The sequence below is a fragment of the Flavobacterium sp. BFFFF1 genome (assembly GCF_002256285.1).
Taxonomy (GTDB): Bacteria; Bacteroidota; Bacteroidia; order Flavobacteriales; family Flavobacteriaceae; genus Flavobacterium.
Genome location: NZ_NKJE01000026.1, coordinates 1 through 24,181, shown reverse-complemented (window position 1 = coordinate 24,181; position 24,181 = coordinate 1). Strand labels below are relative to the sequence as shown.

Genomic DNA, 24,181 nt, shown 5'->3' with positions numbered 1-24,181 from the left:
CAGGAGGATTTGCCACGCTCCATTGAAAATTATGCTCATATTGCAAATAGTGATCAACCTTAGTTTGAAGGACGCCATGCTTTAATACTCCTGAAGGCAATACCAGTGAGGCATTAGCAGGATTCCCAGAATTTACGCTGATAACATCCGCCGGTATGCGGAAATTTCTCATTTTTATGAAAACATTAAAACACATATTCAGCAGATAACCTATTTTTGTAAACATACATTGTCATACTTTTTAAATTCCCCTTTATGCTTAAGAAAATCCTGAAGATTGTCGGTATCCTGTTTTTGCTGCTTGTCGTAGCGCTGTTTGCGATTCCGTACCTATTCGAAGATCAGATCAAGGCTAAAATTGCCGAGGCGATTAACAAGAAGGTTGATGCGAAAGTGTCATTTGCCGATGCTGACCTGAGCCTGTTCCGGAATTTCCCTGAAGCCACGGTGACGGTAGAAAAACTGCTGATCTTAAACAAGGCGCCGTTTGAAGGCGATACGCTGGTATCAATGGGCGAATTGAGCCTCGAGATGTCGGTAAAGGAGCTGTTCAAAGGCAAAGATGAATCGATGAATATTGAAGCCATATCTACAGAAAATGGCATCGTAAACATCCTGTTTAACAAGGATGGGGTTGGAAATTTTGACATTGCCTTAAAAGACAACAAAGAAGAAAAAAGCGGGAAAAGCGATCCACTTTCGCTTAAAATAAAGGAATATGAGGTGAAAAACCTACGCTTCAAATACTATGACGCCCGTTCAAAGATCAAGATGGTCATCGACAGCCTGAACCACAAGGGTATGGGCGACTTCAGCAACTCGAAGCTCGATTTAACGACAACCTCTACGGCCAGGATCTCACTGGACATGGATAAAGTAAACTACATGAAAAACGTAGCACTGTCTTTGGATGCGGTGCTGGGCATCGATTTAGACCAAAGCAAATACACGTTTAAGAACAACAAGGCGCTGATCAACAAGCTGCCGATGGAATTCGACGGGTTCATCCGCCTGGCGGACGAAGGACAGGAATACGACCTGAAATTCAAAACCCCAACCTCAGATTTCCAAAACTTCCTGGGGCTGATTCCTTCTGCGTATTCCGGGAGCCTGGCCAATGTAAAAACCACGGGAAGCTTTAGTGTAAAGGGATTTGCAAAGGGAATGCTGACCGATACTACCGTACCAAGGTTCAATATCGAGCTGGCTTCTGATAATGCTTCTTTCCAATATCCAAATCTCCCTAAATCCGTACAGAATATCGTTATTGACACTAAAATCATCAACGAAACAGGCATCCTAAATGATACTTATGTCAATCTCGATAAACTGGCATTCCGTATTGATCAGGATGTGTTCGATGCACACGCGAGCATTAAGAACGTAGCGGTCAATCCGTTGGTGGATGCTGTGGTGAAAGGGACGATTAATCTTGCAAACCTGTCTAAGGCTTACCCGATTAAGCTCGACAAACCACTATCCGGAATACTGAAAGCCGATGTCACAACGAAATTCGACATGAAGTCGGTAGAGACAAGCCAATACCAAAATATCAGGAATGAAGGTACCGTGAGCCTTTCGGGCTTCCGCTATGTTGATGAAAAGGGTAAGGCGCTTGACATCAGCCAGGCCGTGGTGGCTTTTAACCCAAGCCGCGTGAACCTGCAGCAATTCAATGCCAAAACCGGCAAAACAGATTTGAGCGTGACGGGTACGCTGGATAATTTCTATGGATATATGTTCAAAAACCAGGAACTGAAAGGGAATTTCAACCTCAACTCAAACCAATTTGCGGTATCTGATTTCATGACCACCGAAGAGCCCAACACCAAAACCACTGCACCGGCATCGGAAGCCATCAAGATTCCGGCATTCCTGAACTGTACGCTTGCAGCAAAGATGAATACGGTGCTGTACGATAACCTCACACTGAAGGATGTCAGTGGAAAAGTCATCATCAAAGACCAAAAGGTAACATTGGACAACGTGAAGTCGAATATCTTCGGCGGTATGATTGCTGTAAACGGCGATGTATCGACCAAAGAAAAAACGCCGGTATTCAACATGAACCTCGCCCTGAATAAAGTGGACATACAGCAGACGTTTACCCAATTGGACATGATGAAAAACATCGCGCCTATTGCGGGTGTAATCAACGGAAAACTGAATTCTACGATCAAGCTTTCCGGAAAACTGGATGCCAAAGCAATGACACCGGATCTGAAATCGCTGTCCGGAGATTTGTTCGGGCAATTTCTGTCCACGACAGTCAATGCCAGCAATTCAGGATTGCTGAATACGGTGGGCAACAACATTAAGTTTATCGACCTGAAGAAAATCAACCTAAATGACCTGAAGGCCAATTTGTCCTTCGATAATGGGAAAGTGAGTCTGAAACCGATTACACTGAAATACCAGGATGTGAAAATCAACCTTGAAGGGCAGCACGGATTTGATCAGTCGCTGGTGTACAACATTGGTTTTGACGTACCGGCAAAATACCTGGGGACCGAGGCGAACCAATTGCTTGCGAAACTGTCTCCTGCTGATGCCGCAAAACTCGATAATATTCCGATAAAAGCCGTGGTCACCGGAACGTTCAAAAATCCTAAGGTCACTACCGATGTTAAGCAGGCGGTTTCTAACCTCGCATCGCAACTGGTAAAGCAGCAAAAAGACAAACTGCTGAACCAGGGCACCAAGGCATTGGGCAACCTCATCGGCGGAAAGAAAGACTCTACCAAGGCTACTGTTCCAACAACAAAAGAAGAGATTAAGTCCGAGGTGAAAACAAAAGCCAAGGATGTGCTCAATGGCTTATTCAACAAGAAAAAGAAGACGGAAGAGCCAAAGCAATAAAACAAAGCCCGAATCATCAGGCTTTCTTTATACTTCTATCGTTACTTTGTATCCTTCAAACGCCCGAATATTGAACACGGTGCCGTCTGCAAAAATAAGGTATTGCCCTTTGATGCCGGACAGCTTGCCCTTATAACTGCTTTCCTTGTCGAGGCTTAGGCTTGTGATTTTCTTAGGATATTCGAGCACGGGGTATTGCAGTTCGTACAAATTCGCCTGGTCCGCATTAAAATATCCGCGCACTTCCTCAGGAAGCTTTTCCACGATATTCGCTTTGTACGAAAGCAGGTCGAGTGATGCAATCTCATTGGTCAACATCTTCCGCCAATTGGTCTTGTCAGAAAAATGGGCTTTAAGTGCTACCTCCGTGATACCTGCCAGGTAACGGTTTGGCACTTCAACGATGGCAAGCGCTTTCTCCGCGCCCTGGTCAATCCAGCGTGTGGGAACCTGAGTCTTGCGCGTCACGCCAACTTTTACCTCACTGGAAAGCGCCAGGTAGACGATATGGGGTTGCAATTGTACCTGTGCCTCGTAATCCAAATCCCGGTCGGCAATTCCGAGATGGGCGGTGCTGAGTTCCGGTTTCATGATCCAGTCGCCGACAGCGGGACTGGCGTAAAAACAATCATAACAAAATCCCTGGCGGTAAATCTTTTTGGCTTTGCCGCAGTTCAGGCATTGGTGTCCTGAAAACGCGATGGACATTTCATTGCCTAAAAGCTGGTTCATGTGTAGGAAGTCATCTTCAAAGACGAGATAATATTGTATAGGACTTCCGAATTCGGTTTGCATTTTTGTAAGTACACCCTGATAATTCATTTGAGCTGCGGGATTAAATGCGCCAGATTTTCTGCAATTGTAGGCAGGTTTCGGGCTTTTTTTTATTATTTTTGGAATCGATGTAAAGGTAGGGTTTGTTCATTCAATTTCAAATCATACACCTAAAATCAAAGTATGCCACTACCAATAATAAATTCTGTCGCTTCCTGGATCCTTAAGAAACGCATCCACCAGATCGAGCTATTCCAAAAATACCCAAACGAGGTACAGGAAGAGCTACTGCTCAACCTGTTGCGCAGCGCTGAAAACACGACGGTGGGTAAGAATTATGAATTTGAATCGATCCGGTCATACGACACATTTGCGGAGCGCCTGCCCGTAGCTACCTATGAAGATCTCGAACCCATGATCGAGCAGACGCGCAAGGGCGAGCAGAACATCTTCTGGAACACCCCAATCAAGTGGTTTGCCAAATCGAGTGGCACAACGAATGCAAAGAGCAAATTTATCCCTGTCAGTAGTGAATCACTGGAAAACTGTCATTATAAAGCGGCTAAGGACCTGCTTTGTCTATACCTGAACAACAATGAGGATTCCCAATTGTTTACGGGAAAGAGCCTGCGTCTTGGCGGAAGCAAGCAATTGTATGAAGACAACAACTCTTTTTTTGGTGATCTTTCTGCGATTTTGATTGAAAACATGCCGATGTGGGCAGAATTCAGCAGCACACCCAGCAACCGCGTATCACTGATGAGTGACTGGGAAGTAAAACTGAAAGCGATTGTTAGTGAAACACGCCTTGAAAACGTTACAAGCTTTGCGGGGGTCCCCTCCTGGATGCTGGTATTGCTGAACAAGGTACTGGAGGAAACCGGACGCGACGCACTTACGGATATCTGGCCAAATGCAGAAGTATATTTCCACGGAGGCGTCAGCTTTGATCCTTATCGCGAGCAGTACAAAAAAATCATTCCGAAATCAGATTTTCAGTATTACGAAATCTATAACGCCTCTGAGGGATTCTTTGCCATACAGGACCTAAACCACTCGAATGACCTGCTGCTCATGCTGGACTACGGTATTTTCTACGAATTTATCCCAATGGAAACCTACGGCACGCCGGAACAGAAGGTGATCCGGCTTTCCGAAGTGGAGCTGGACAAAAATTATGCTTTGATCATTACAACCAACTCGGGGTTGTGGCGGTACCAGATTGGGGATACGATTCGGTTCACATCCCTAAAACCTTACCGTATAAGGGTAACCGGCAGGACAAAGCACCATATTAATGTATTTGGGGAGGAACTGATCATAGAGAATTCAGATAACGCCATTGCCAAAGCATGCAGCATCACACGAACCGAAGTGATTGATTATACGGTAGCGCCGGTTTTTATGCAGGGAAAGGAAAAAGGCGCGCACGAATGGATCATCGAATTCAGGAAACAACCTGATGACATGGCGCTTTTCAATAAGGTGCTTGATGAAACCCTGCAATCGCTGAACTCCGATTATGAGGCCAAACGCTACAACAATATGACACTCAATGCGCCGGTAGTGAATATTGCCCGCGAGAACCTGTTCTACGACTGGTTGAAACACCACGATAAACTGGGCGGGCAGCATAAGATTCCGCGTCTCTCCAATGAACGTCATTACGTAGAGCAACTCAAGCAACTGTAACTTAAACTACTGACTGGCATGGTATTTGCTATAACTTATGTAAAAAAAGCTATGAAAAAAACCACTGCATTGTTCTTAATGGCTTCGGGATTGCTTTTAGCGTCGTGCGCAAGCAGCGGATGGAGTTGCTGCAAAAGGTACGGCAGCAATGAGAAAGTCAAAGTTCTCAAGACAAACAATCCCAATGAGAAACCACTGAGTTAAATAGTCATTCCTGCTTCGGCAGGATTTTTTTTAACAAATTTATAAGAAAGGTGTAACAATTTTTCGGGTGGGTAGTCTACTAGCCTATCATCAATCACCCGGAAGCACATCAGGACGTTCCTGTGTGCCATGGAATAAAACCTTTAACGAATGAAATCAATCATTACAGCACTCATCATGCTCACGGGCATTTTTGTCTCTGCCCAGAATTCCATTAACCTCGAAGTAAAATGCCCTTCCGATTTTACAAATTGTGAATCGGACAAGGATCCAAGGAACATACTTCTGGAAAAAACCGACGGTGGTAAATCCACACAGATTGGAACCTACGAAACCACCGGCTGTACTTTTACGTCCACCAAGGCGCTGCAGGCGGGCATGTACCTGGTAACGGTTTCCGGAGTGAACTTTGAAACGGCAACGCAGGTGTTCGAAGTAAATGCGCAGACAAGGGATATTACCGTAAGCTTTTTGTTAAAACAAAAATCTACCGCTTTGGGCGAGGTAACCATTTTTGGTGCACGCAAACAATACATTAAAGTAGAATCCGACAAGACAACCGTACGCGTGCGTGAAAACGGAATGCTCAACAGCGGCAGCAGCCTGGATGCGGTCAAAAGACTGCCTGGTGTCGTGAAAGGCCCGGGAGGGAATTTGGCATTAAATGGAAAAGGCGTCAAAATATATATTGACGGCGCGCCCAGCTCCCTGACAGGCACCGACCTTGAAAACTACCTTGCCACGCTCCCCGCGAATGCCATTGAGAAAGTCGAGTTAATCTATAACCCCGGCGCGGCGTATGATGCCAACTCAAGTGGATCCATCATCAACATCATTACTTCTTCAAAAAAGATGAAAGGTATCAATGCGAGTTTTAACATCAATTACAACTTCAACAAATACCAAAAACCGAGCCCACAGATCTTACTAAATGGGAAACAGGGCAATGTCAGCTGGCAGACCATGGTAGGGTACAATTATATTGAGACCGAAACACGAAACCGGACGATCACCGAATTCACGTCATTCAATCCTGCGAAAATACTGGACAATGATAATAAAGTGGTCATGACATTCCGCAATTTCTACTGGAGGACCGGAACAAACTACAGAATCAACGAGAAATCGAATCTGCTGGTGAACTACAACCTGAACCTAAGCAATGATCGTTTTGATGAATACCAGTCTACGAAGGCTACCGACATCAATTTCACAAGCAGGGGATATTCCCCGAACCGCAACACAAATAATGAGCTGAGCCTGCAATACAAACTGAAACTCGACACCATCGGGAGCAGCCTGGATGTGACTGCTTATGGGAATTTATTGCGCCAATCCCGCGACCGGCAGTTCACCGTACTCGAAAACGACGTACGCAGCTACAATAACAACACCGCAAACCTTGACCTCGACAATTACTACCTCAAATATGACTTTAATCTGCCGTTAAAAAACGACTTTTCGATCACCACCGGCGGAAAGTACAATACGACAAAAGTACGCGATCTTGGGCGTTACAACTTTGACAGCCCCACGGACGATATTTTTGAGAGCGGGAATTTTGCAACGCTGATTGATTTTGATTACAGCGAGAAGAATCTTGCATTCTACGGGGAGGTACGCAAGAAAATCAAGCGGTTTAACTTCACAGCAGGGCTGCGGTTTGAGGATTATCGGGTGGAAAGGGCTGCCAGCACCGTTGCGGACAAAATTACTTTTAACAACACCAATTTTTTTCCCAGCCTGAATGTGATGTATGAGGTCAATAAATACATGAATATCACTTCATCATACAGCCGCAGGATTTCGCAGCCGGGATACTTTATGCTGGACCCTAACAGCAGCAACATTTTCAACAAATACAATACCTCTGAAGGAAACCTTACCTTGAGTCCAATTTTCTTTGACAATTATGAACTCAAATTTTCTGCCTTTGATTATGTACAATTGGGCGCCAATTATAGTGTGATTAAAGACAATACACAGTTTATTTTTGAAGCTGAACCAGGAGAACTGGTAAGCAATCGGGCATTCATTTCAATAGACAAAACAGATGTGTTTAACGCGTATATCAATTTTCCTATTCCGCTGGATTACATTTTCAAAGGCAGTGCCGAGTTTATGAAACGCATGAATACAATTGATAAGATGAACTATATTTTTGTAAACATCAACTATGGCAAAACCATTACAGAAGGTTATAGCAACGGATTCCGCAATCGTGGTTTGATGACGTATGGCGCGCAGTCCCAGATCCTACTGCCATGGGGCATTACGAATAATATGAATTACTTTATCCTTCCTAAAGGGATTTATGAAATCTACCGTATTGACAAGCCAATCCAGCAGTTTGACATTTCGTTCAATAGGGATTTCATGGACAAGAAGCTGAAACTAGGACTACACTGTTTTGATGTTTTCAATGCAAATGAGGTGAATGCCTTTGTTACAGGACGCAACATCGACACGCGCTTTTATGAGAAAACGGATTCACGTACTTTCAGGGTGTCGCTCACCTGGAATTTCGGAAACCAAAAGCTGCAGAAAGAAAACACGGATATAAACGTTGATAAGAAAAATCAGGGTGGCGGAATGCTGAAGTAAGTTAGAACTCCAAAAAAATCGGAACGTTGAAAGACCTGATCCAGGTATACAAAAAAACTCCCGTTTGACAAGATCAAACGGGAGTTTTATGTTACGCACATCCAATTAAGATGCTATTTCCAATCGCTTTAATAAATTCTTGTTTAACGTTTCTCTGGCGTAGTCTACGTCAATTTCCAGGTGTTTGTCGTCTGAACCAGGAAGGTCGTACATGGCATCGGTCAGGATAGCTTCGCAAAGCGAACGCAGGCCACGGGCACCAAGTTTATATTCCAACGCCTTATCGACAATAAAGTCCAGTGCTTCGTCTGTAATAACGAATTGCACTTCATCCATCAGGAACAACTTTTTATATTGTTTGATCAGCGCATTTTTTGGTTCTGTCAGGATGGCGCGAAGGGTTTCGCGGTCCAGCGGATCCATGTGCGTCAGTACCGGAAGCCTTCCAATGATTTCAGGAATTAATCCAAAGTCCTTAATGTCTTTCGGGATAATGTACTGCAAGAGATTGTCCTTATCGATGTTATCTGAATTTTTCGAAGTACTGTAACCCACTGCCTGGCGGTTGAGCCTTTTAGAGATAATACGCTCGATGCCGTCAAACGCACCTCCTGCAATAAACAGGATGTTTTGCGTATTGACTTCGACAAACTTCTGGTCAGGATGTTTCCTGCCTCCTTTTGGCGGTACGTTTACCACGGTTCCTTCTAAAAGCTTCAACAATGCCTGCTGTACGCCCTCACCGGAAACATCGCGGGTGATTGAAGGATTGTCGCTTTTGCGGGCGATCTTGTCAATTTCATCAATGAAAACAATACCACGTTCCGCTTTGCTGACGTCATAATCAGCGGCCTGGAGCAAACGCGTCAAAATACTTTCAACATCCTCACCGACATATCCTGCTTCAGTCAAAACTGTCGCATCGACAATCGCCAATGGTACGTCCAGCATCTTTGCAATCGTTTTTGCCACCAGGGTTTTCCCGGTACCGGTTTGACCCACCATGATGATGTTGCTTTTTTCAATTTCTACATCGTCATCCTGCTTTTGCTGCATCAACCTTTTGTAGTGGTTGTATACGGCAACGGCCATTACTTTCTTGGTCTGGTCCTGCCCTATTACATATTGGTCCAGAAACGCGCGGATTTCCTTAGGTTTTTTCAGGATCAGGTCACCGATAAGCTTCCCGCCGCCTGACGACTTCAGCTCTTCAAGCACAATACCGTGGGCCTGTTCAATACAGCGATCGCATATATGGGCATTAATTCCCGCAATCAATAAGTTTGTTTCTGGCTTTTTCCTTCCGCAAAACGAACATTCTAATACCTCTTTTGCCATTTTATTTATTTGAAGTCGAAAGTTGAAAGCCAAAAGTCTAAAGCGCTTAACTTTCGACTTTCGACTTTTGACTTTTGACTAATTAACTTCTCCTCAACACTTCATCAATCATGCCATATTCCTTGGCTTCATCCGCTTTCATCCAGTAATCGCGTTCGCTATCCCGGTGTACCTTATCATAAGTCTGCCCTGAATGGTTGGCGATGATATGGTAAAGTTCTTCTTTTAATTTCAGCATTTCGCGCAAATTAATCTCCATATCTGTCGCCACACCCTGTGCCCCACCTGAAGGCTGGTGAATCATCACTCGTGAATGTGGCAATGCGGAACGTTTTCCCGATGCACCCGCACAAAGCAGGACAGCGCCCATTGAAGCGGCCATACCGGTACAGATCGTCGCTACATCAGGCTTGATGTATTGCATGGTATCGTAAATTCCGAGTCCTGCATAGACGCTTCCGCCCGGAGAATTGATATAAATCTGAATGTCTTTTGACGCATCAGCACTTTCCAGAAACAGCAGCTGCGCCTGTACGATGTTAGCGATTTGGTCGTCGATTCCCGTACCCAGGAAGATTATCCTGTCCATCATCAGCCTTGAAAAAACGTCAAGCTGTGAAATATTCAATTGTCTTTCCTCAATGATATAAGGTGTCATATTGGTGGGTGTCATCGCCCCGACAATTTTGTCATAATACATCGCGTTCACGCCTTGGTGTTTCGTGGCGAATTTTTTGAATTGCTTCGCCTGTTCGAGCGCAGCTCTTGGGTCTTTTCCGTAATTCATATTGATTTTTTGTTATAGATTAAATTTAGGATCCAAAAGTTGGAATGACGTTGCTTTATCAAATTGTATTCCACTGCTCCCAATAACGATAAAAAGCGCCAGAATGACATTCTGACGCTCAAATATAATCAATTTATTAAAATTATTCTCCGTAAGAAGCTGCGATAAACTGCTCGTAATTTACTTCTTTTACTTCGTGGGCTACCTTTTCTTTGTACAGGTTAAGCATCTTTTCGCTCATCACCTGGTCAGAAAGCCTTTTCACTTCTTCCTGGTTTGAAAGCACGCGCGCTACGATTCCGTCCACGTCTGCATCAGTAGGATTCATCTGTCCAAATTGTGCCATTTGCTTGCGGATCATTTGTGCCGTGTAGTCTTTCAATTCCTCAAAAGTAATCTGGAGGTTGTTCTGCGACATTACTTTTCCTTCGATCAGCTGGTAACGAAGCCCTTTTTCAGATCTTGCATATTCTTCTTCCGCTTGTTCCGGAGTTAACGGCGTCTCTCCTACCGTTTGGATCCATTTTTTCAGGAACGTCGCAGGAAGATCGAACTTGGTGTCGGTCAGAAGGTATTCTGTCACGTCATTCAGAAATTTCTGATTTGCCTGCGATTCGAATTGCGTTTCTGCATCCTGTTTGATTTTTTCCTTAATCTCTTCAACTGATGATACATTGCCTTCACCGAAAAGCTTGTCAAACAACTCCTGGTTTAACTCTGCCGGTTCTGCATTGTTTACTTCCTCAATCGTAAAATCAACATTGATGTCAAGGCCATGAACATCGTCATGTGATACTTTAAGGTAGTCCATCAGCTGGTGGTCGTCCGCGAACAACCCTTTTGTGTTTAAAGTAACGACATCACCAACTTTCTTACCAATAAACAAATCAGCCTGTTTTTTGTCGTTGAAAACGTCCAAAGTAAATTGTCCCGGATTATTAATCCCTTTTTCTTCGTTGTTGAACGTCCCCGCGATATCATCTCCAGCTTCAATGGTATCTTTGGAAATCATTTTACCATACTGTTTGCGGATCCGCATCACCTGGTCTTCCAGCATTTTATCATCAGCGACAATTTTGTACTGTGTCAGGTTCTTTGCTTTTGAAAGGTCTACCTCGAATGTTGGTGTCAGTCCCAGTTCAAAATCAAATTTATAATCCTCAGCCTCCCAATTGAAATGCTCGTCCACTTTAGGCAGCGGATTTCCGAGGATATCCAGTTTTTCCTGCTGCAAATATTTGTTCAGGTTTTCCTGAAGCACTTTGTTTACTTCTTCAAGCAGGATGGCTTTTCCATATTGTTTTTTGATCATGCTCATGGGCACAGTGCCTTTACGGAAGCCTGGAATCGTTGCCGTTTTGGCATAATTTTTCAGAACAGCCTCTACTTTCGGAGCATAATCTTCTTTGTTTACTTCAACCGTGACGACAGCATTCAGGTCGTCGATATTTCTTCTTGTAATATTCATCGCTTTAGTCATAAAATTGGGCGCAAAATTAGCACATTTTTGTCAGCCTGCCAAGTTTTTATTTTCCGGCGCGGTTATCGTTTGCCGTCTTTTTCTTCTGTCATGCGAAACAGGATCGACTGGCAAATTGACAACAGTATACTGAAAATGAAGGCATCCAGAAAACCATCTACATGGAAATTGCCTAAGTTATAAACGTGGAAGAGACGTGAGCAAAGCATAATCATCAGCGCATTGATTACAAGCAGGAACAAACCTAAAGTCAGTAGTGTAACGGGAAGCGTAAACAAAACAAGGATGGGTTTTACAAATAAATTGAGCAGCCACAACACCAAAGCGACGGTCAGCGCGGTCCTGAAATCCTGCACATGGATTCCCGGAAGTTTTGACAACAGCAGCACCAATACTGCCGTAAGTAATAGTCTTAGGATGTATTTCATGGTTTATGATTTTAGAAATGTAAGCGTTTCTTCGAAAAAATCCTTTGGGTTTTCAGCGTGGAGCCAATGTCCTGCATTTTCTATGGTCACAATTTCCGAATTGGGGAAATGGTGCTTTATCGCTGGATAATCGTCTTCGCAGATGTAGTGGGACTTTTCGCCTTTCAGGAACAAAGTGGGCTTAGCGAAAACAGCATCTGCGGGCAACGCTTCTCCAATATTGTCAATCGATTGGTTAAAAGCGCCCAGATTAAACCGAAAATCGAGCTGGTCGGGTGTGGCCCAATACAGGCTTTTCATCAGGAATTGCCTGGTACCGAAGTCGTGAATGTATTCAGAAAGTATGGCTTCTACCTGCTGGCGCGAAGGCTTTTTTGAAAAGTCAACTGAGTTTAATGCCTTCATAATATCCTGATGGTGGGGCGCATAATAGCGTGGCGCAATATCGGCGACAATCAGTTTGCCGGTGCTTTCCCGATTTTGCGTCGCAAAGAACATCGCAATTTTACCTCCCATAGAATGCCCGATAATATCGACAGTTCCCAGGTTGTTAAAACGGACATATTCTACAATGTCCGAGGTCATGGCTTTGTATGTAAAGTCAGCGGAATGCAGGCTGCGCCCGTGGTTGCGCATGTCTAATGCGTGCACCTGGAAACCTTCCGCGGCGTATTGTCCTGACAGTGTTTTCCAGTTGTCAGACATGCCGAGAAATCCGTGGAGGATTAAAAGTGGTTTGCCGGAGCCTTCGGTTTTGGAGTAGAGCATTTTGGGTATTGGGTTTTAGGCATTGGGTATTGGTTTGCGTGAGGGATGGGAGTGGAAATCCTTTTTTGTTTTGGGAAAAGCCCCTTGACTGGCTCGGGGAGACAAAAAAACAAAAAAGATTGCAACGGACAGCCCGACCTCGTTGCAGAACTATCGTGATATTTACATCATGATTTCCGCAACGAGGACACGCCCGAATTATTTTAATTTTTGTAAATACATATTGACGACGTTGTCGAGTCCGAGATAGAGCGCTTCTGAAATCAGTGCGTGCCCGATGGAAACCTCGAGTAATCCGGGAATATGCTGCTGAAAGAACTGGATGTTGTCCAGGCTTAAATCGTGTCCTGCGTTGATGCCGATGCCAAGTTCATTTGCAACCAAAGCGGCCTCATAATAAGGTTGTATCGCTTCTTTATTGCCTAATCCGTATTGGTGCGCAAAGGATTCGGTGTACAATTCAATTCGGTCCGTGCCAATGGCTTTCGCGCCTTCGACCATGGACACCACGGGATCCACGAAAATTGACACACGGATGCCGTGGTTTTGAAACTCGCGGGTCATTTCAATCAGGAAACTTTTGTGTTTTATGGTATCCCAGCCTGCATTTGAGGTAATGGCGTCAACGGCATCGGGGACCAAAGTGACTTGATCCGGCTTGATTTCAAGCACGAGATCGACGAAACTTTTTTCAGGATTCCCTTCGACGTTATATTCCGTATATACTATAGATTTTAGGTCGCGCGCATCCTGGTAGCGAATGTGGCGCTCGTCAGGACGCGGATGGATGGTGATGCCCTGTGCGCCGAATTGCTGGATGTCTTTTGCCACCCTGAGCAGGTCCGGAACGTTGCCGCCACGCGCATTGCGAAGGGTGGCTATCTTGTTGATATTTACGCTTAATTTTGTCATTGTGATACTGTTTGCGCTTTAAATGCCGTTATGGCATACAAAAATACAAAGTTAAACAAGGCGTTTTGTACTAAATTTTGATTAATTTGCACTGAATAATATTGCTATGACAGACATTACAGATTTTATAAACCGCGATTTTAAGCCGATCGATAGTACGGATACGATCGCCGAGATACAGGATTTTTTTGCCGAGGTGAATTTCTCGCATTTTCCTGTGTTGGATGAAGGCGTTTACATCGGTAGCGTTTCTGCTGAAGATGCCGAGACTTTTGACGTAGACAAGACGCTGGCGCAATACCGCTATGCCGTTGAGGTATTTTTTGCGCGTGTCACGACCAATTGGTTTGATGTCCTGGAACTTTTTGCGAGAAACCATACCGATATCGTTCCCGTTTTAGACGCTGAAAACAAATACACGGGCTACTACGAGATTTCGGATATCATTAAATTTTTTAATGACACGCCATTCCTCAAAGATCCCGGCGGTATTATCATTGTTGAGAAAGCCATCCTGGACTATTCGATGGGGCAGGTTGTACAGATTGTGGAAGGAAATAATGGAAAAGTACTTGGGGTATTTGTTTCCGGCACCACAAATGACACGATACAAATCACTGTAAAAATTGCGATGGGCAGCATCAACGAAATCATACAGACGTTCCGGCGATATGATTATGAAATCGTGTCCGAGCACAATGAAGACAATTATCTGGCCAATTTGAAAGAGCGTTCGGATTATTTGGATAAATACCTTAATATATAAATTAGGGAATATCATAATTGGAAAATGAGACAATGAGTTCACCCACACCTATACATTTTCTAATTGTCTGATTAACGAAATATCTTATTAAATGAAAGTCGCCATTTACGGACAATACTATCAAAACAGCACGGAACCCATTATCCGTGACATTTTCGTTTTCTTTAATGAAAACAACGTGGAGATGGTGATTGAGGCAGAATTCCTGAAAATCCTTTATGAGAAACAGCTGATCAAGAAATCATATAAAACATTTAGTTCGCATGTTGAACTGGACTCCAGTTTCGATATGATGATCAGCATTGGTGGGGATGGTACGATATTAAGGGCGGCCACATTGGTGCGGGATTCCGGCATTCCAATTTTAGGGATCAACGCGGGAAGGCTGGGATTTTTGGCGATGGTACAGAAAGACAACATTTCGGCTTTCCTGAATTTCGTCATCAAAAAGGAATACACGATTTCGCCGAGAACGCTGCTCAGCGTGACCTCTGATCCGGTGAACAGTGATATTTCAAGTATTAATTTTGCGATGAACGAAATTTCGGTAAGCCGTAAAGACACCACTTCGATGATTACGATTGAGACTTACCTCGACGGTGAGTTCCTGAATTCGTACTGGGCTGACGGCTTGATTATCGCTACACCGACAGGGTCGACAGGTTATTCGATGAGTTGTGGCGGACCCATCCTGACGCCTCACGTAAAAAGCCTGGTAATTACCCCGATTGCGCCGCATAACCTGAATGCCAGACCTTTGGTAATCCCTGATGAAACCGAAATAAAGCTTAAAGTATCGGGACGTGAAGAACAATACCTGGTTTCTTTGGACTCGCGCATCGCATCGGTAAAAAACGAATCCGTTCTGATTATTAAAAAGACGCCATTTATGATCAACATGGTTGAAATTCCAGGCGAAACTTTTCTTAAAACCTTACGCAATAAACTACTTTGGGGCGAAGACAAAAGAAACTAAAAAAGTTAATTTCCCCCGTCGTTTATACGAATCCCTCTTTACTTTCCGTTTAAGTTGCTGCTGCCGGCAATGCCCTGAAGTTTTATGTTAAAAATAAAAGGGCACTTTTGCCGGCATAAGACATTGATTAGTACTCATAATTATTATATTTGCACGCTGTTTTGAAAAGAATGAAGAGATTATTTCCGACGTTAATAGGCATTTTTATGTTCTCACTGATGCAGGCACAAATCCATGAAGTTGGTTTATTTGCCGGTGCCAGTAACTTCATAGGCGATGTTGGACCGACGAACTACATCAATCCAAACCAACCTGCATTAGGTATCTTATATAAATGGAACCGCAGCCCCCGGCATTCCTGGAGAGCATCTTTTACCTATGCCAAATTGAAAGCTGATGATGCCAATTCAAATGCTTCTGGGAGGCATGACCGCGGATATTCGTTCGACAATAGCATAAAAGAATTATCATTGGGACTTGAATTTAATTTTTTCGATTTTAACCTTCATGACCTGAGGCGTCAGGTAACTCCTTATTTATATGGTGGACTGAGTTATTTCCGGTACGATTCACAATATGTACAAAACGGAAATACTGAAGTTGATGACGCCAGCAATGCACTTGCCATCCCGATGACTGCAGGTGTAAAAAGCAATATCACTCCAAATCTGATTTTGGGTTTCGAAATTGGCGCAAGGTATACTTTTGCAGATGATATTGACGGCAGCAATCCTAAAAGCGCGCAATACCAACAGCTGAAATTCGGGAATCTCAACAGCAATGACTGGTATGTCTTTACCGGATTTACGCTTACTTATACTTTCGGGAACTCCCCGTGCTATTGCCAGGAATAATTTATGGACTTAAAGGACTCAATAAATAAGGATTTTTTACCCAAACATATTGCCATCATCATGGACGGCAATGGCCGCTGGGCGAAAAAGCAGGGATTTATGCGAGCCCTGGGACATGAAAGCGGCACCAAATCAGTGCGCGTGGTGGTTGAAACCGCTGCGAAGCTTGGCATAGAAAATCTTACTCTTTATGCCTTTTCAACAGAAAACTGGAACCGGCCAAAACTCGAAGTCCAGGCTTTGATGAAGATCCTGATTAACTCCCTAAAGAATGAAGTCGACACGTTGCAAAAAAACGACATCAAATTGAATTCCATCGGGAATTTAGACAAGCTACCAAAGTCGGCACAGCGTGAACTTTTAGAAGTAATTAACAAAACCAAAACCAACACCCGGATGACCTTAACCCTTGCATTAAGCTATGGTTCAAGGGATGAAATCATTTCAGCCGTCCGCGATATCAGCAGTAAAGTTAAAAATAATATAATTTCAGTTGACGCTATTGACGAATCAATTATTAATCAGCATCTTTACACGCAAAATTTACCGGATGTAGATTTATTAATCAGGACCAGCGGCGAACACCGTATCAGTAATTTCCTGCTTTGGCAGATTGCTTACGCAGAATTATATTTTACGGATATCTTATGGCCTGACTTTACAGAACAAGATTTATATGAAGCTATTATCAGCTACCAGAAGCGAGAGCGGAGATTTGGAAAAACAAGTGAACAAATTAAATAATTTTTTAGTGTTAAACAAAAGCATAAAACTACTTTTCACCATATTATTTCTTGGAAGCATAACCCCAATGCTGGCTCAGGAGGACGAAGAAAGGGTTCCATTCGAACAGGGCACACCTTATTATATAGCAAATATTGATGTCACGGGCAAAATCAGTTACAACCAGCAAACCGTGGTCACTTTTACAGGACTCGAAAAAGGACAACGGATTACGGTTCCTGGTGAAGAAATCAGCAAGGCCATTAAGAAACTTGGAAAACTCGGACTATTCAGTGACATTAATTTTTATGTGAATAAAATCGAAGGCGACAGCATTTATCTGGAACTCAACATCAACGAATTGCCGAAATTAAGCGAATCTAAAATTAATGGCGTTAAGAAATCCAAGAAAGAAGCGCTGATTAAAGACACCAAGCTTACAAAAGGAATGATTGTGAACGAGAACCTGATCACAACGACCAAAAATTACATCGAGAACAAATACCGGAAGGATGGATTTTACAACAGTAAAGTTACCGTGACAACCTTTCCGGACACCACTGCAAATGAGGTGAAAATGTTGATTAACATTGACAAAGGCGACAAAGTCAAGATCAGCAATATTAATTTTACCGGCAACAGTAAACTTTCAGACGCCAAGCTTCGCAAAGCGATGAAAAATACCAAAGTCAAGAATCCAATACGCATTTTCAAAGCTTCAAAGTTCATTCGTGACAAATATCAGGAAGACCTCGATAACGTGATTTCGAAATACAAAGAGAAAGGTTATCGCGATGCGCGTATTATCTCAGACAGTGTTTCTTACAACAAAAAATCGAATAAGATTGCGATCAACGTCAAGCTTGAAGAAGGAAATAAATATTATTTCGGGAACATCAAATTCCTTGGTAATACGATTTACACCGATCAAGGGCTTAACCGCATGTTAGGCATCAAAAAAGGCGACACCTACAACGGCGTACTTCTTGAAAAAAGGATTGCCGACAAGACAAAACCTGACGCTGATGACATCACCAATCTTTACCAAAATAACGGTTATTTGTTTTCTACCATTAATGCGGTAGAGACAAGGACTTACAATGACACCATTGATTTCGAGATCAGGATTATGGAAGGGCCGTTGGCATACTTCAATAAAATCAGCGTGGTCGGAAACGACAAGACAAATGATAAAGTCATCTACCGTGAGTTGCTTACGCATCCCGGCGAGAAATACAGTAAAGAAGCGCTCGTACAGACCATTCGCGAGATTGGGCAGCTCGGATTTTTTGATCCGGAAGCCATTGAGCCGAAATTTAAAAACGTGGATCCTGCAGCAGGAACCGTGGATATCGAATACAATGTAGTCGAAAAAGGATCCAGTCAGATTGAGCTTCAGGGTGGTTATGGCGGTGGCGGATTTATCGGAACACTGGGACTTTCGTTTAACAATTTCTCGATGCGAAACATATTCAACAAAGAAGCTTACAGGCCAGTTCCAATGGGAGATGGGCAACAGGTATCGTTGCGCCTTCAGGGAAGCAGTTATTTCCAGACGTACAGTTTGTCATTTGCTGAGCCTTGGTTTGGCGGAAAAAAACCTGTTCGTTTCAACACCTCGTTATCATACAGTAAGCAATTTTTAAATAACTACGCCTCCAATTCTGTAGACAGAAGTAGAAGCTTCAATATTATTTCGTTATCTGTCGGATTGGCAAAAAGGCTTTCTATCCCGGATAATTCGTCTTACTTTTCACAGTCGTTAAGTTTCCAGTATTACGACCTTAACAACTACAATACGGGATTGTTTACGTTCGGAAACGGCTCTTCCAGAAACCTGGCTTATACCGTCGAAGTCAAGAGAAATAATAAAGGTGTGAATCCAATTTTCCCAACTTACGGATCAGAATTCAGCCTTTCCTTAAAGTTCACACCGCCATATTCGTTAATTAACGGTATTGATTATGGCAGCCTTGGCGATAAGAAAGAAAACAAGCTTAAGTATACTCCGGGCGTACAAACGTTGGATCAGGCGACAGGACCTGATGGTAGTATAGTGCAGGCTGGGGATTATATTCGTGAAACAACTGAAAATTCAGGAGTATATACTAAAGTAGATGATTATACGCAAGCGAGTGCTGACCAGTCAAAAGTGGATCAGGAGAAATTCAAATGGCTTGAATACTATAAAATTAAATTGAAGGGAGATTGGTATACCAAAATTTATGGTAAATTAGTACTTCGTTCATTGGCTGAATTCGGTTTCTTAGGAAATTACAACAGCGAAAGGGGGAATGTTCCTTTTGAGCGCTTCTATATTGGCGGTGATGGATTGGCGAATTTTGCCTTAGACGGACGGGAAACCATCCAGTTAAGAGGGTATCCAAATCAGTCTCTTACACCGATTGACAAAGATGGCAACCAGAACGGTGCAACAATTTATAATAAATTTTCGTTTGAGTTACGATATCCATTAACTTTGAAAAATCAGGCATCCATTTATGCGCTGACGTTTTTTGAAGCAGGTGCAGGATATGACAAACAAGCCGGAAAGCGATACAATCCTTTCGTGCTGCAGCGCTCTGCAGGATTTGGACTTCGGGTTTTCATGCCTGCGTTTGGACTGCTTGGAATCGATTTCGGACACGGCTTTGATGCTGTCGAAGGCGGAACGGGTAAAAATGGATGGGAAACGCATTTTATCATTGGCCAGCAATTCTAATTTGCCAGTCATTTAATTAATACAACTAAAACTATGAAAAGACATTTTTTAGTATTGATTTTACTTCTTACGATTTCAACCACTTTGAATGCTCAAGGATCACGAGGCATTCGAATCGGCTATATCGATATGGAATACATCCTGCAAAATGTTCCCGACTACCTTGAAGCCAAAAACCAACTGGAGCTAAAAGCCCAGAAATGGAAGCAGGAAATGGAGACCAAAAAAAATGAAATCAATAAGCAAAAAGAGAATTTAAAAACAGAGCGAGCACTCCTTACAAAGGAACTTCTGGCGGAACGCGAAGAGGAAATCGCTTTTTTGGAAACAGAATTGTCTGATTACCAACAAAAGAAATTTGGCCCAACAGGTGAATTGGTGGTTCAAAAAGCTGTGTTAGTAAAACCAATTCAGGATCAGGTTTTTACAGCAGTACAGGATATTGCCGAAGCCAAAAAATACGATTTTGTATTTGATAAATCCTCTGACATGACAATGATTTTCTCCGCCAAAAGATTTGACATCAGCGACCAGGTCATTCGAAAACTATCAAGGGCTGCGACCCGCGATAAAAAAACAAAAAAGGAACTTAAAGAGGAGGAAATCCAGGACTACAAGGAAAGCCTTGAAGACAACCCCACCCTTGCTGATCGGCAAAAAAAACTTGATGAACGGAAGATTGCCCGCGAGAAATTAATCGCCGACCGTAAAGCCGCTGCAGATGCGAAAAAAGCTGAAGCTGCAAAAAAAAGGCAGGATATGCTTGACGCAAAAGCGGGCAAGAAAACCACAGCTTCCACCGAAAAGCCAGCATCAACGGATGAAACAAAAGACGCTGTAACTTCCGACACCGCAAAAAAGAACGCGGCAAACGATGCCAATGCTGCAGACCGCGAGGCTGCTAAGCAGGCGGCAGCAGAAGCAAAAGCGAAAACATTGGAAGATCGGAAAAAAGCGCTGGACGACAAAAAAGCAAAAGCACTCGCTGACCGCGAAGCCACAAAAAAAGCAAGAGAAGATAAAAAGAAAAAGAACGATACGGTGCCATCGGCACCCGGACAATAACACTAATAACAAATAATTACTTACTTAATATTTTAAAATGATGAAACAATTGAAAGCTTTACTAATCGCTGCTGTACTATTTTTAAGCGCTGGGCAAGCCGCTTCTGCACAGGCAAAATCAGCACATGTGGATGTTAGTGAATTGATGTCGAAAATGCCTGCAATGCTTGAGGCGCAAAAACAACTGGAAAAATTAAGCCAGACCTACCAGGCTGATTATAAAACCATGGGGGACGAATACAATGCCAAGTTAAAAAAATATGCGGCTGAAGTAGATTCGGTTTCACAAAAAATGAATGAAGAGCGCCAGAAAGAAGTTGCCGACATGGAGAAAAGAATCGGTGAATTCGGTCAGACTGCGCAGAAAGAACTGCAAACCAAGGAGGCTGACCTGATGAAACCTATTGAAGAAAAAGTAAAAGCGGCTATCCAAAAGGTAGGAAAAGCAAAAGGCTTTCAATATGTATTCAACGCGGCAGGCCTACTTTTGGCGGACGGCCCGGACATTACACCGGATGTGAAAAAAGAACTTGGATTCTAAAATTTCCAACAGAATTATACAAAACTGCTCAATTTTTCCTGAGCAGTTTTTTTTTACATTTGTTTATGCAAAATAATAATCCGATCGGCATATTTGATTCAGGCATTGGTGGAACTTCCATTTGGCAGGAGATACACCACCTGCTACCGGGTGAAAGTACGATTTACCTGGCAGATAGTAAAAATGCGCCATATGGCCAGAAATCGAAAGAAGAGATTATTGCGCTAAGCGAAAAAAATACCGAGTATCTCCTCAATATGAATTCAAAGCTTATTGTCGTAGCCTGCAATACAGCCACAACAAATGCAATAAAGGAACTGCGCGAAAAATATGACGTACCCTTCATCGGAATTGAACCAGCAATTAAGCCGGCCGCATTGAACTCCACAACGCAGACGATTGGCGTTTTGGCCACGAGGGGCACGCTAAGCAGCGACCTTTTTAATAAAGCAGTCGCGGTACATCACCAGACTAAAATCATTGAACAGGTTGGGCATGGATTGGTACAGTTGATAGAGAACGGCGACATCGATTCGCCAGAGATGAATGAACTGCTTCAAACCTATCTCACGCCGATGATTGAAGCAAACATCGATTATCTTGTACTGGGATGCAGTCATTACCCTTATCTGATTCCTCAGATAAAAAAAATACTTCCCGCCCACATTAAAATCATTGATTCAGGAGAAGCAGTTGCCCGCCAAACCAGAAATATTCTCCAGGAGAAAGTGGGATTCAGTAATGCTAAAGTGGTTAAAAACGTATTCTACACCAATGCCGCTCCAAAGGTTTTGAACGACATTCTGAACAATAGCTACGAAGTGCTATTTAAGGACTTTTAAGAAGTTTATTCATCGTCTTTGAACCAACCGGCGTACATCACATAATTATTAGAAATGCGGGCAATTTCTCCTGCGAAATCCGACTGATCAATGTCTTTGACTTTCTTTGCTGGAACCCCGGCATAAATCGTGCCCGATTCAATCCTGGTATTTTGTGTCACCACAGCCCCAGCGGCAACGATCGCATTGCTTTCTACCACACAGCCGTCCATCACGATCGCGCCCATTCCAATTAATACATTGTTATGAATGGTGCAACCGTGCACAATGGCATTATGCCCTATGGACACATTGTCTCCAATAATTGTGGCATGCTTCTCATAGGTGCAATGAATAACAGCACCATCTTGTATATTGACCTTATTGCCAATGATGATGGCATTGACATCGCCCCTTACAACGGCGTTAAACCAAACACTACAAGAATCTCCGAGCGTAACATCCCCAACGATCGTCGCGTTCTCCGCGATGTAACAATCATCAGGATATGAAGGTGTCTTTCCATTTACAGATTTTATCAGCATATCTTAAAAAAAAGAAGTCCCGATATAAAATCGGGACTGAATTAATATCAACTCTAAAATTAATTAATAGCGGGACAATTACAATCATATTTCTCCCTGGTACAGAACAGGTTAACTCCCAAAGTAATTTGGTGAAAACCACCCTGATCGAATTTAACATCACCTACGAGATGTGTGTAAGTATAGGAGAACATATAGTTTTGATAGTTTAGACCAATGATTGGAGTAATGTATTGCAGCCTTTGTGTTGCCACGTCACCATTCGTCTCATATTGCGCGGCATCAAAACTCCTTCTATATGAAAGTCCACCCCAAAGCTTTCCAAAATTAAAATCTTTATAGGCTTTTAAGTTCAAATCGATTGTTTTCTCTTTGGTTTGGTCAACCAATTGAAAAAGGAATGATGGTTCCCATTGAATGCGCTCGCTATCTCCGAAAACATAACCTGCACTTAGCAACAACTTCCTTAGGTTATCCGATTCAACATCGGAGTAAATATCTCTTTTGCTTGCCAAAGCGTTCTTAACGGTAAGATGTGCATAAAACTCAAGGTAGTTGTATGAAGCACCGATGTCTACATTGAAATAGGAATCTTTCTGTATTACACCTCCAATAACCGGGTCGTAATCCACGAATTTTGTCTCGTCAAGTTCCTGCTGCACAAGGCCAGCACTAATACCAAATGAAAGCTGGTTCAAATCCACTTCGCTCCTGGAAAACATCAAATGATAAGCGAATGTTGCTTTAAAACCTTTTTGTGAATGATATCCATTTTTGTCATTAAAAACAATCAAACCCCCACCAGTCTTATCTCCCAGTCTACCATTAAAACTCAACGTTTGCAATGCGGGCGCATCCTCCTGGCCAAGCCATTGCTGACGTGCTGTTAACCTGATCTTGGCGCAATTTGCAGCACCGGCCATCGATGGATGTATCAAATAATAATTGTCTGATAAATAGTCCGAGTAAACTGCAATTCCCTCTTGTGAAAATGAAAATTTTGATATTAACAATAAGATTAATACTAAATATCTCTTTTTAAAATTCATTTGGTTAACGTTTTAATGTAATATGTGCTCTAAATTCTTTATTGACTCCCTGTTCCTGATACTTTACCACAAACCAATAATCATCTGCTATCATCGGTTGTCCGTTGTAAGTTCCATCCCAGCCACCCGGGTTTGTTGTGCTTATCTGCTTCAACAATTTTCCGAACCGGTCAAATATATAAATTTTTGCGTTAGGTTGATTACTTAATACAGAAATATTCCAAGTATCGTGGATTCCGTCACCATTTGGTGTAAAATACTTAGGATAGTCAA

At 42.9% G+C, this 24,181-nt stretch carries 22 protein-coding genes; 12 read left to right on the top strand and 10 right to left on the bottom strand.

Features of this window, described 5'->3' with window-relative positions; genetic code table 11:
- The first annotated feature begins 255 nt into the window (after positions 1 to 255).
- Positions 256 to 2,859: an AsmA-like C-terminal region-containing protein gene (locus CFE23_RS13700; RefSeq protein ID WP_291089026.1), complete on the top strand. Its 2,604-nt coding sequence runs from the start codon at positions 256 to 258 to the stop codon at positions 2,857 to 2,859.
- Between the two features lie 27 nt (positions 2,860 to 2,886).
- Here the strand turns inward: CFE23_RS13700 and CFE23_RS13695 are convergent, their stop codons facing one another.
- The gene (locus CFE23_RS13695; RefSeq protein WP_291089023.1) at positions 2,887 to 3,681 is read right to left on the bottom strand and encodes a DUF2797 domain-containing protein; all 795 of its coding nucleotides are present in this window, start codon (positions 3,679 to 3,681) and stop codon (positions 2,887 to 2,889) included.
- A 135-nt stretch (positions 3,682 to 3,816) separates the two neighbouring features.
- On the opposite strand from CFE23_RS13695, the gene CFE23_RS13690 reads away from it, so the two are divergent.
- The 3 genes from CFE23_RS13690 (at position 3,817) to CFE23_RS13680 (ending at position 8,133) form a co-directional block, all read left to right on the top strand.
- Entirely contained in the window at positions 3,817 to 5,325 is a 1,509-nt protein-coding gene (locus CFE23_RS13690) for a GH3 auxin-responsive promoter family protein (RefSeq protein WP_291089020.1), read from the top strand.
- A 51-nt stretch (positions 5,326 to 5,376) separates the two neighbouring features.
- Positions 5,377 to 5,529 (top strand): hypothetical protein, encoded by a 153-nt coding sequence (locus CFE23_RS13685; protein WP_291089017.1) that lies wholly within the window; start codon positions 5,377 to 5,379, stop codon positions 5,527 to 5,529.
- A 150-nt stretch (positions 5,530 to 5,679) separates the two neighbouring features.
- Complete coding sequence (locus CFE23_RS13680) at positions 5,680 to 8,133, top strand: TonB-dependent receptor (protein WP_291089014.1); 2,454 nt, start codon at positions 5,680 to 5,682, stop codon at positions 8,131 to 8,133.
- Between the two features lie 105 nt (positions 8,134 to 8,238).
- Here the strand turns inward: CFE23_RS13680 and clpX are convergent, their stop codons facing one another.
- The 6 genes from clpX to CFE23_RS13650 all read right to left on the bottom strand — a co-directional run bounded on the left by clpX (position 8,239) and on the right by CFE23_RS13650 (position 13,846).
- A complete protein-coding gene (gene clpX, locus CFE23_RS13675) occupies positions 8,239 to 9,471 on the bottom strand; it encodes an ATP-dependent Clp protease ATP-binding subunit ClpX (RefSeq protein ID WP_291088987.1) in 1,233 nt (410 codons plus the stop codon).
- A gap of 82 nt (positions 9,472 to 9,553) precedes the next feature.
- The gene (clpP, locus tag CFE23_RS13670) at positions 9,554 to 10,258 is read right to left on the bottom strand and encodes an ATP-dependent Clp endopeptidase proteolytic subunit ClpP (RefSeq protein ID WP_291088984.1); all 705 of its coding nucleotides are present in this window, start codon (positions 10,256 to 10,258) and stop codon (positions 9,554 to 9,556) included.
- A 142-nt stretch (positions 10,259 to 10,400) separates the two neighbouring features.
- A complete protein-coding gene (gene tig / locus CFE23_RS13665) occupies positions 10,401 to 11,726 on the bottom strand; it encodes a trigger factor (protein WP_291088981.1) in 1,326 nt (441 codons plus the stop codon).
- 74 nt (positions 11,727 to 11,800) lie between these two features.
- The gene (locus CFE23_RS13660) at positions 11,801 to 12,166 is read right to left on the bottom strand and encodes a phage holin family protein (protein ID WP_291088978.1); all 366 of its coding nucleotides are present in this window, start codon (positions 12,164 to 12,166) and stop codon (positions 11,801 to 11,803) included.
- 3 nt (positions 12,167 to 12,169) lie between these two features.
- Positions 12,170 to 12,934 carry an alpha/beta fold hydrolase gene (locus CFE23_RS13655; protein WP_291088976.1) on the bottom strand — a complete coding sequence of 255 codons (765 nt, stop codon included), beginning with the start codon at positions 12,932 to 12,934 and terminating at the stop codon, positions 12,170 to 12,172.
- A 198-nt stretch (positions 12,935 to 13,132) separates the two neighbouring features.
- Positions 13,133 to 13,846, bottom strand: a complete 714-nt coding sequence (locus CFE23_RS13650) for a pyridoxine 5'-phosphate synthase (protein WP_291088973.1) — start codon at positions 13,844 to 13,846, stop codon at positions 13,133 to 13,135.
- 106 nt (positions 13,847 to 13,952) lie between these two features.
- Here CFE23_RS13650 and CFE23_RS13645 point away from each other — a divergent pair, with 106 nt between their 5' ends.
- From CFE23_RS13645 to murI, 8 genes are all read left to right on the top strand, one after another.
- The gene (locus CFE23_RS13645; RefSeq protein ID WP_291088970.1) at positions 13,953 to 14,612 is read left to right on the top strand and encodes a CBS domain-containing protein; all 660 of its coding nucleotides are present in this window, start codon (positions 13,953 to 13,955) and stop codon (positions 14,610 to 14,612) included.
- 91 nt (positions 14,613 to 14,703) lie between these two features.
- Positions 14,704 to 15,588, top strand: coding sequence for an NAD kinase (locus CFE23_RS13640; protein WP_291088967.1), 885 nt, complete (start codon positions 14,704 to 14,706; stop codon positions 15,586 to 15,588).
- A gap of 170 nt (positions 15,589 to 15,758) precedes the next feature.
- On the top strand, positions 15,759 to 16,442 hold the full coding sequence (locus CFE23_RS13635; RefSeq protein ID WP_291088964.1) for a DUF6089 family protein: 684 nt from the start codon (positions 15,759 to 15,761) through the stop codon (positions 16,440 to 16,442).
- A 3-nt stretch (positions 16,443 to 16,445) separates the two neighbouring features.
- Positions 16,446 to 17,186: an isoprenyl transferase gene (locus CFE23_RS13630; RefSeq protein WP_291088962.1), complete on the top strand. Its 741-nt coding sequence runs from the start codon at positions 16,446 to 16,448 to the stop codon at positions 17,184 to 17,186.
- Complete coding sequence (locus CFE23_RS13625) at positions 17,119 to 19,887, top strand: POTRA domain-containing protein (RefSeq protein ID WP_291088959.1); 2,769 nt, start codon at positions 17,119 to 17,121, stop codon at positions 19,885 to 19,887. The genes CFE23_RS13630 and CFE23_RS13625 overlap by 68 nt, the downstream gene beginning before the upstream one ends.
- A 33-nt stretch (positions 19,888 to 19,920) precedes the next feature.
- Positions 19,921 to 20,952, top strand: a complete 1,032-nt coding sequence (locus tag CFE23_RS13620) for an OmpH family outer membrane protein (RefSeq protein ID WP_291088956.1) — start codon at positions 19,921 to 19,923, stop codon at positions 20,950 to 20,952.
- A gap of 40 nt (positions 20,953 to 20,992) precedes the next feature.
- Complete coding sequence (locus CFE23_RS13615) at positions 20,993 to 21,493, top strand: OmpH family outer membrane protein (protein WP_291089068.1); 501 nt, start codon at positions 20,993 to 20,995, stop codon at positions 21,491 to 21,493.
- A gap of 65 nt (positions 21,494 to 21,558) precedes the next feature.
- Complete coding sequence (gene murI / locus CFE23_RS13610; RefSeq protein WP_291088953.1) at positions 21,559 to 22,335, top strand: glutamate racemase; 777 nt, start codon at positions 21,559 to 21,561, stop codon at positions 22,333 to 22,335.
- Between the two features lie 5 nt (positions 22,336 to 22,340).
- On the opposite strand, the gene CFE23_RS13605 is transcribed toward murI, so the two are convergent.
- The 3 genes from CFE23_RS13605 to CFE23_RS13595 all read right to left on the bottom strand — a co-directional run.
- Entirely contained in the window at positions 22,341 to 22,859 is a 519-nt protein-coding gene (locus CFE23_RS13605) for a gamma carbonic anhydrase family protein (RefSeq protein WP_291088950.1), read from the bottom strand.
- Positions 22,860 to 22,918: 59 nt separating this feature from the next.
- Positions 22,919 to 23,908, bottom strand: coding sequence for a type IX secretion system membrane protein PorP/SprF (locus tag CFE23_RS13600; RefSeq protein ID WP_291088947.1), 990 nt, complete (start codon positions 23,906 to 23,908; stop codon positions 22,919 to 22,921).
- Between the two features lie 4 nt (positions 23,909 to 23,912).
- Positions 23,913 to 24,181: T9SS type B sorting domain-containing protein (locus CFE23_RS13595; protein WP_291088944.1), on the bottom strand; the 269-nt coding region annotated here is incomplete at its 5' end.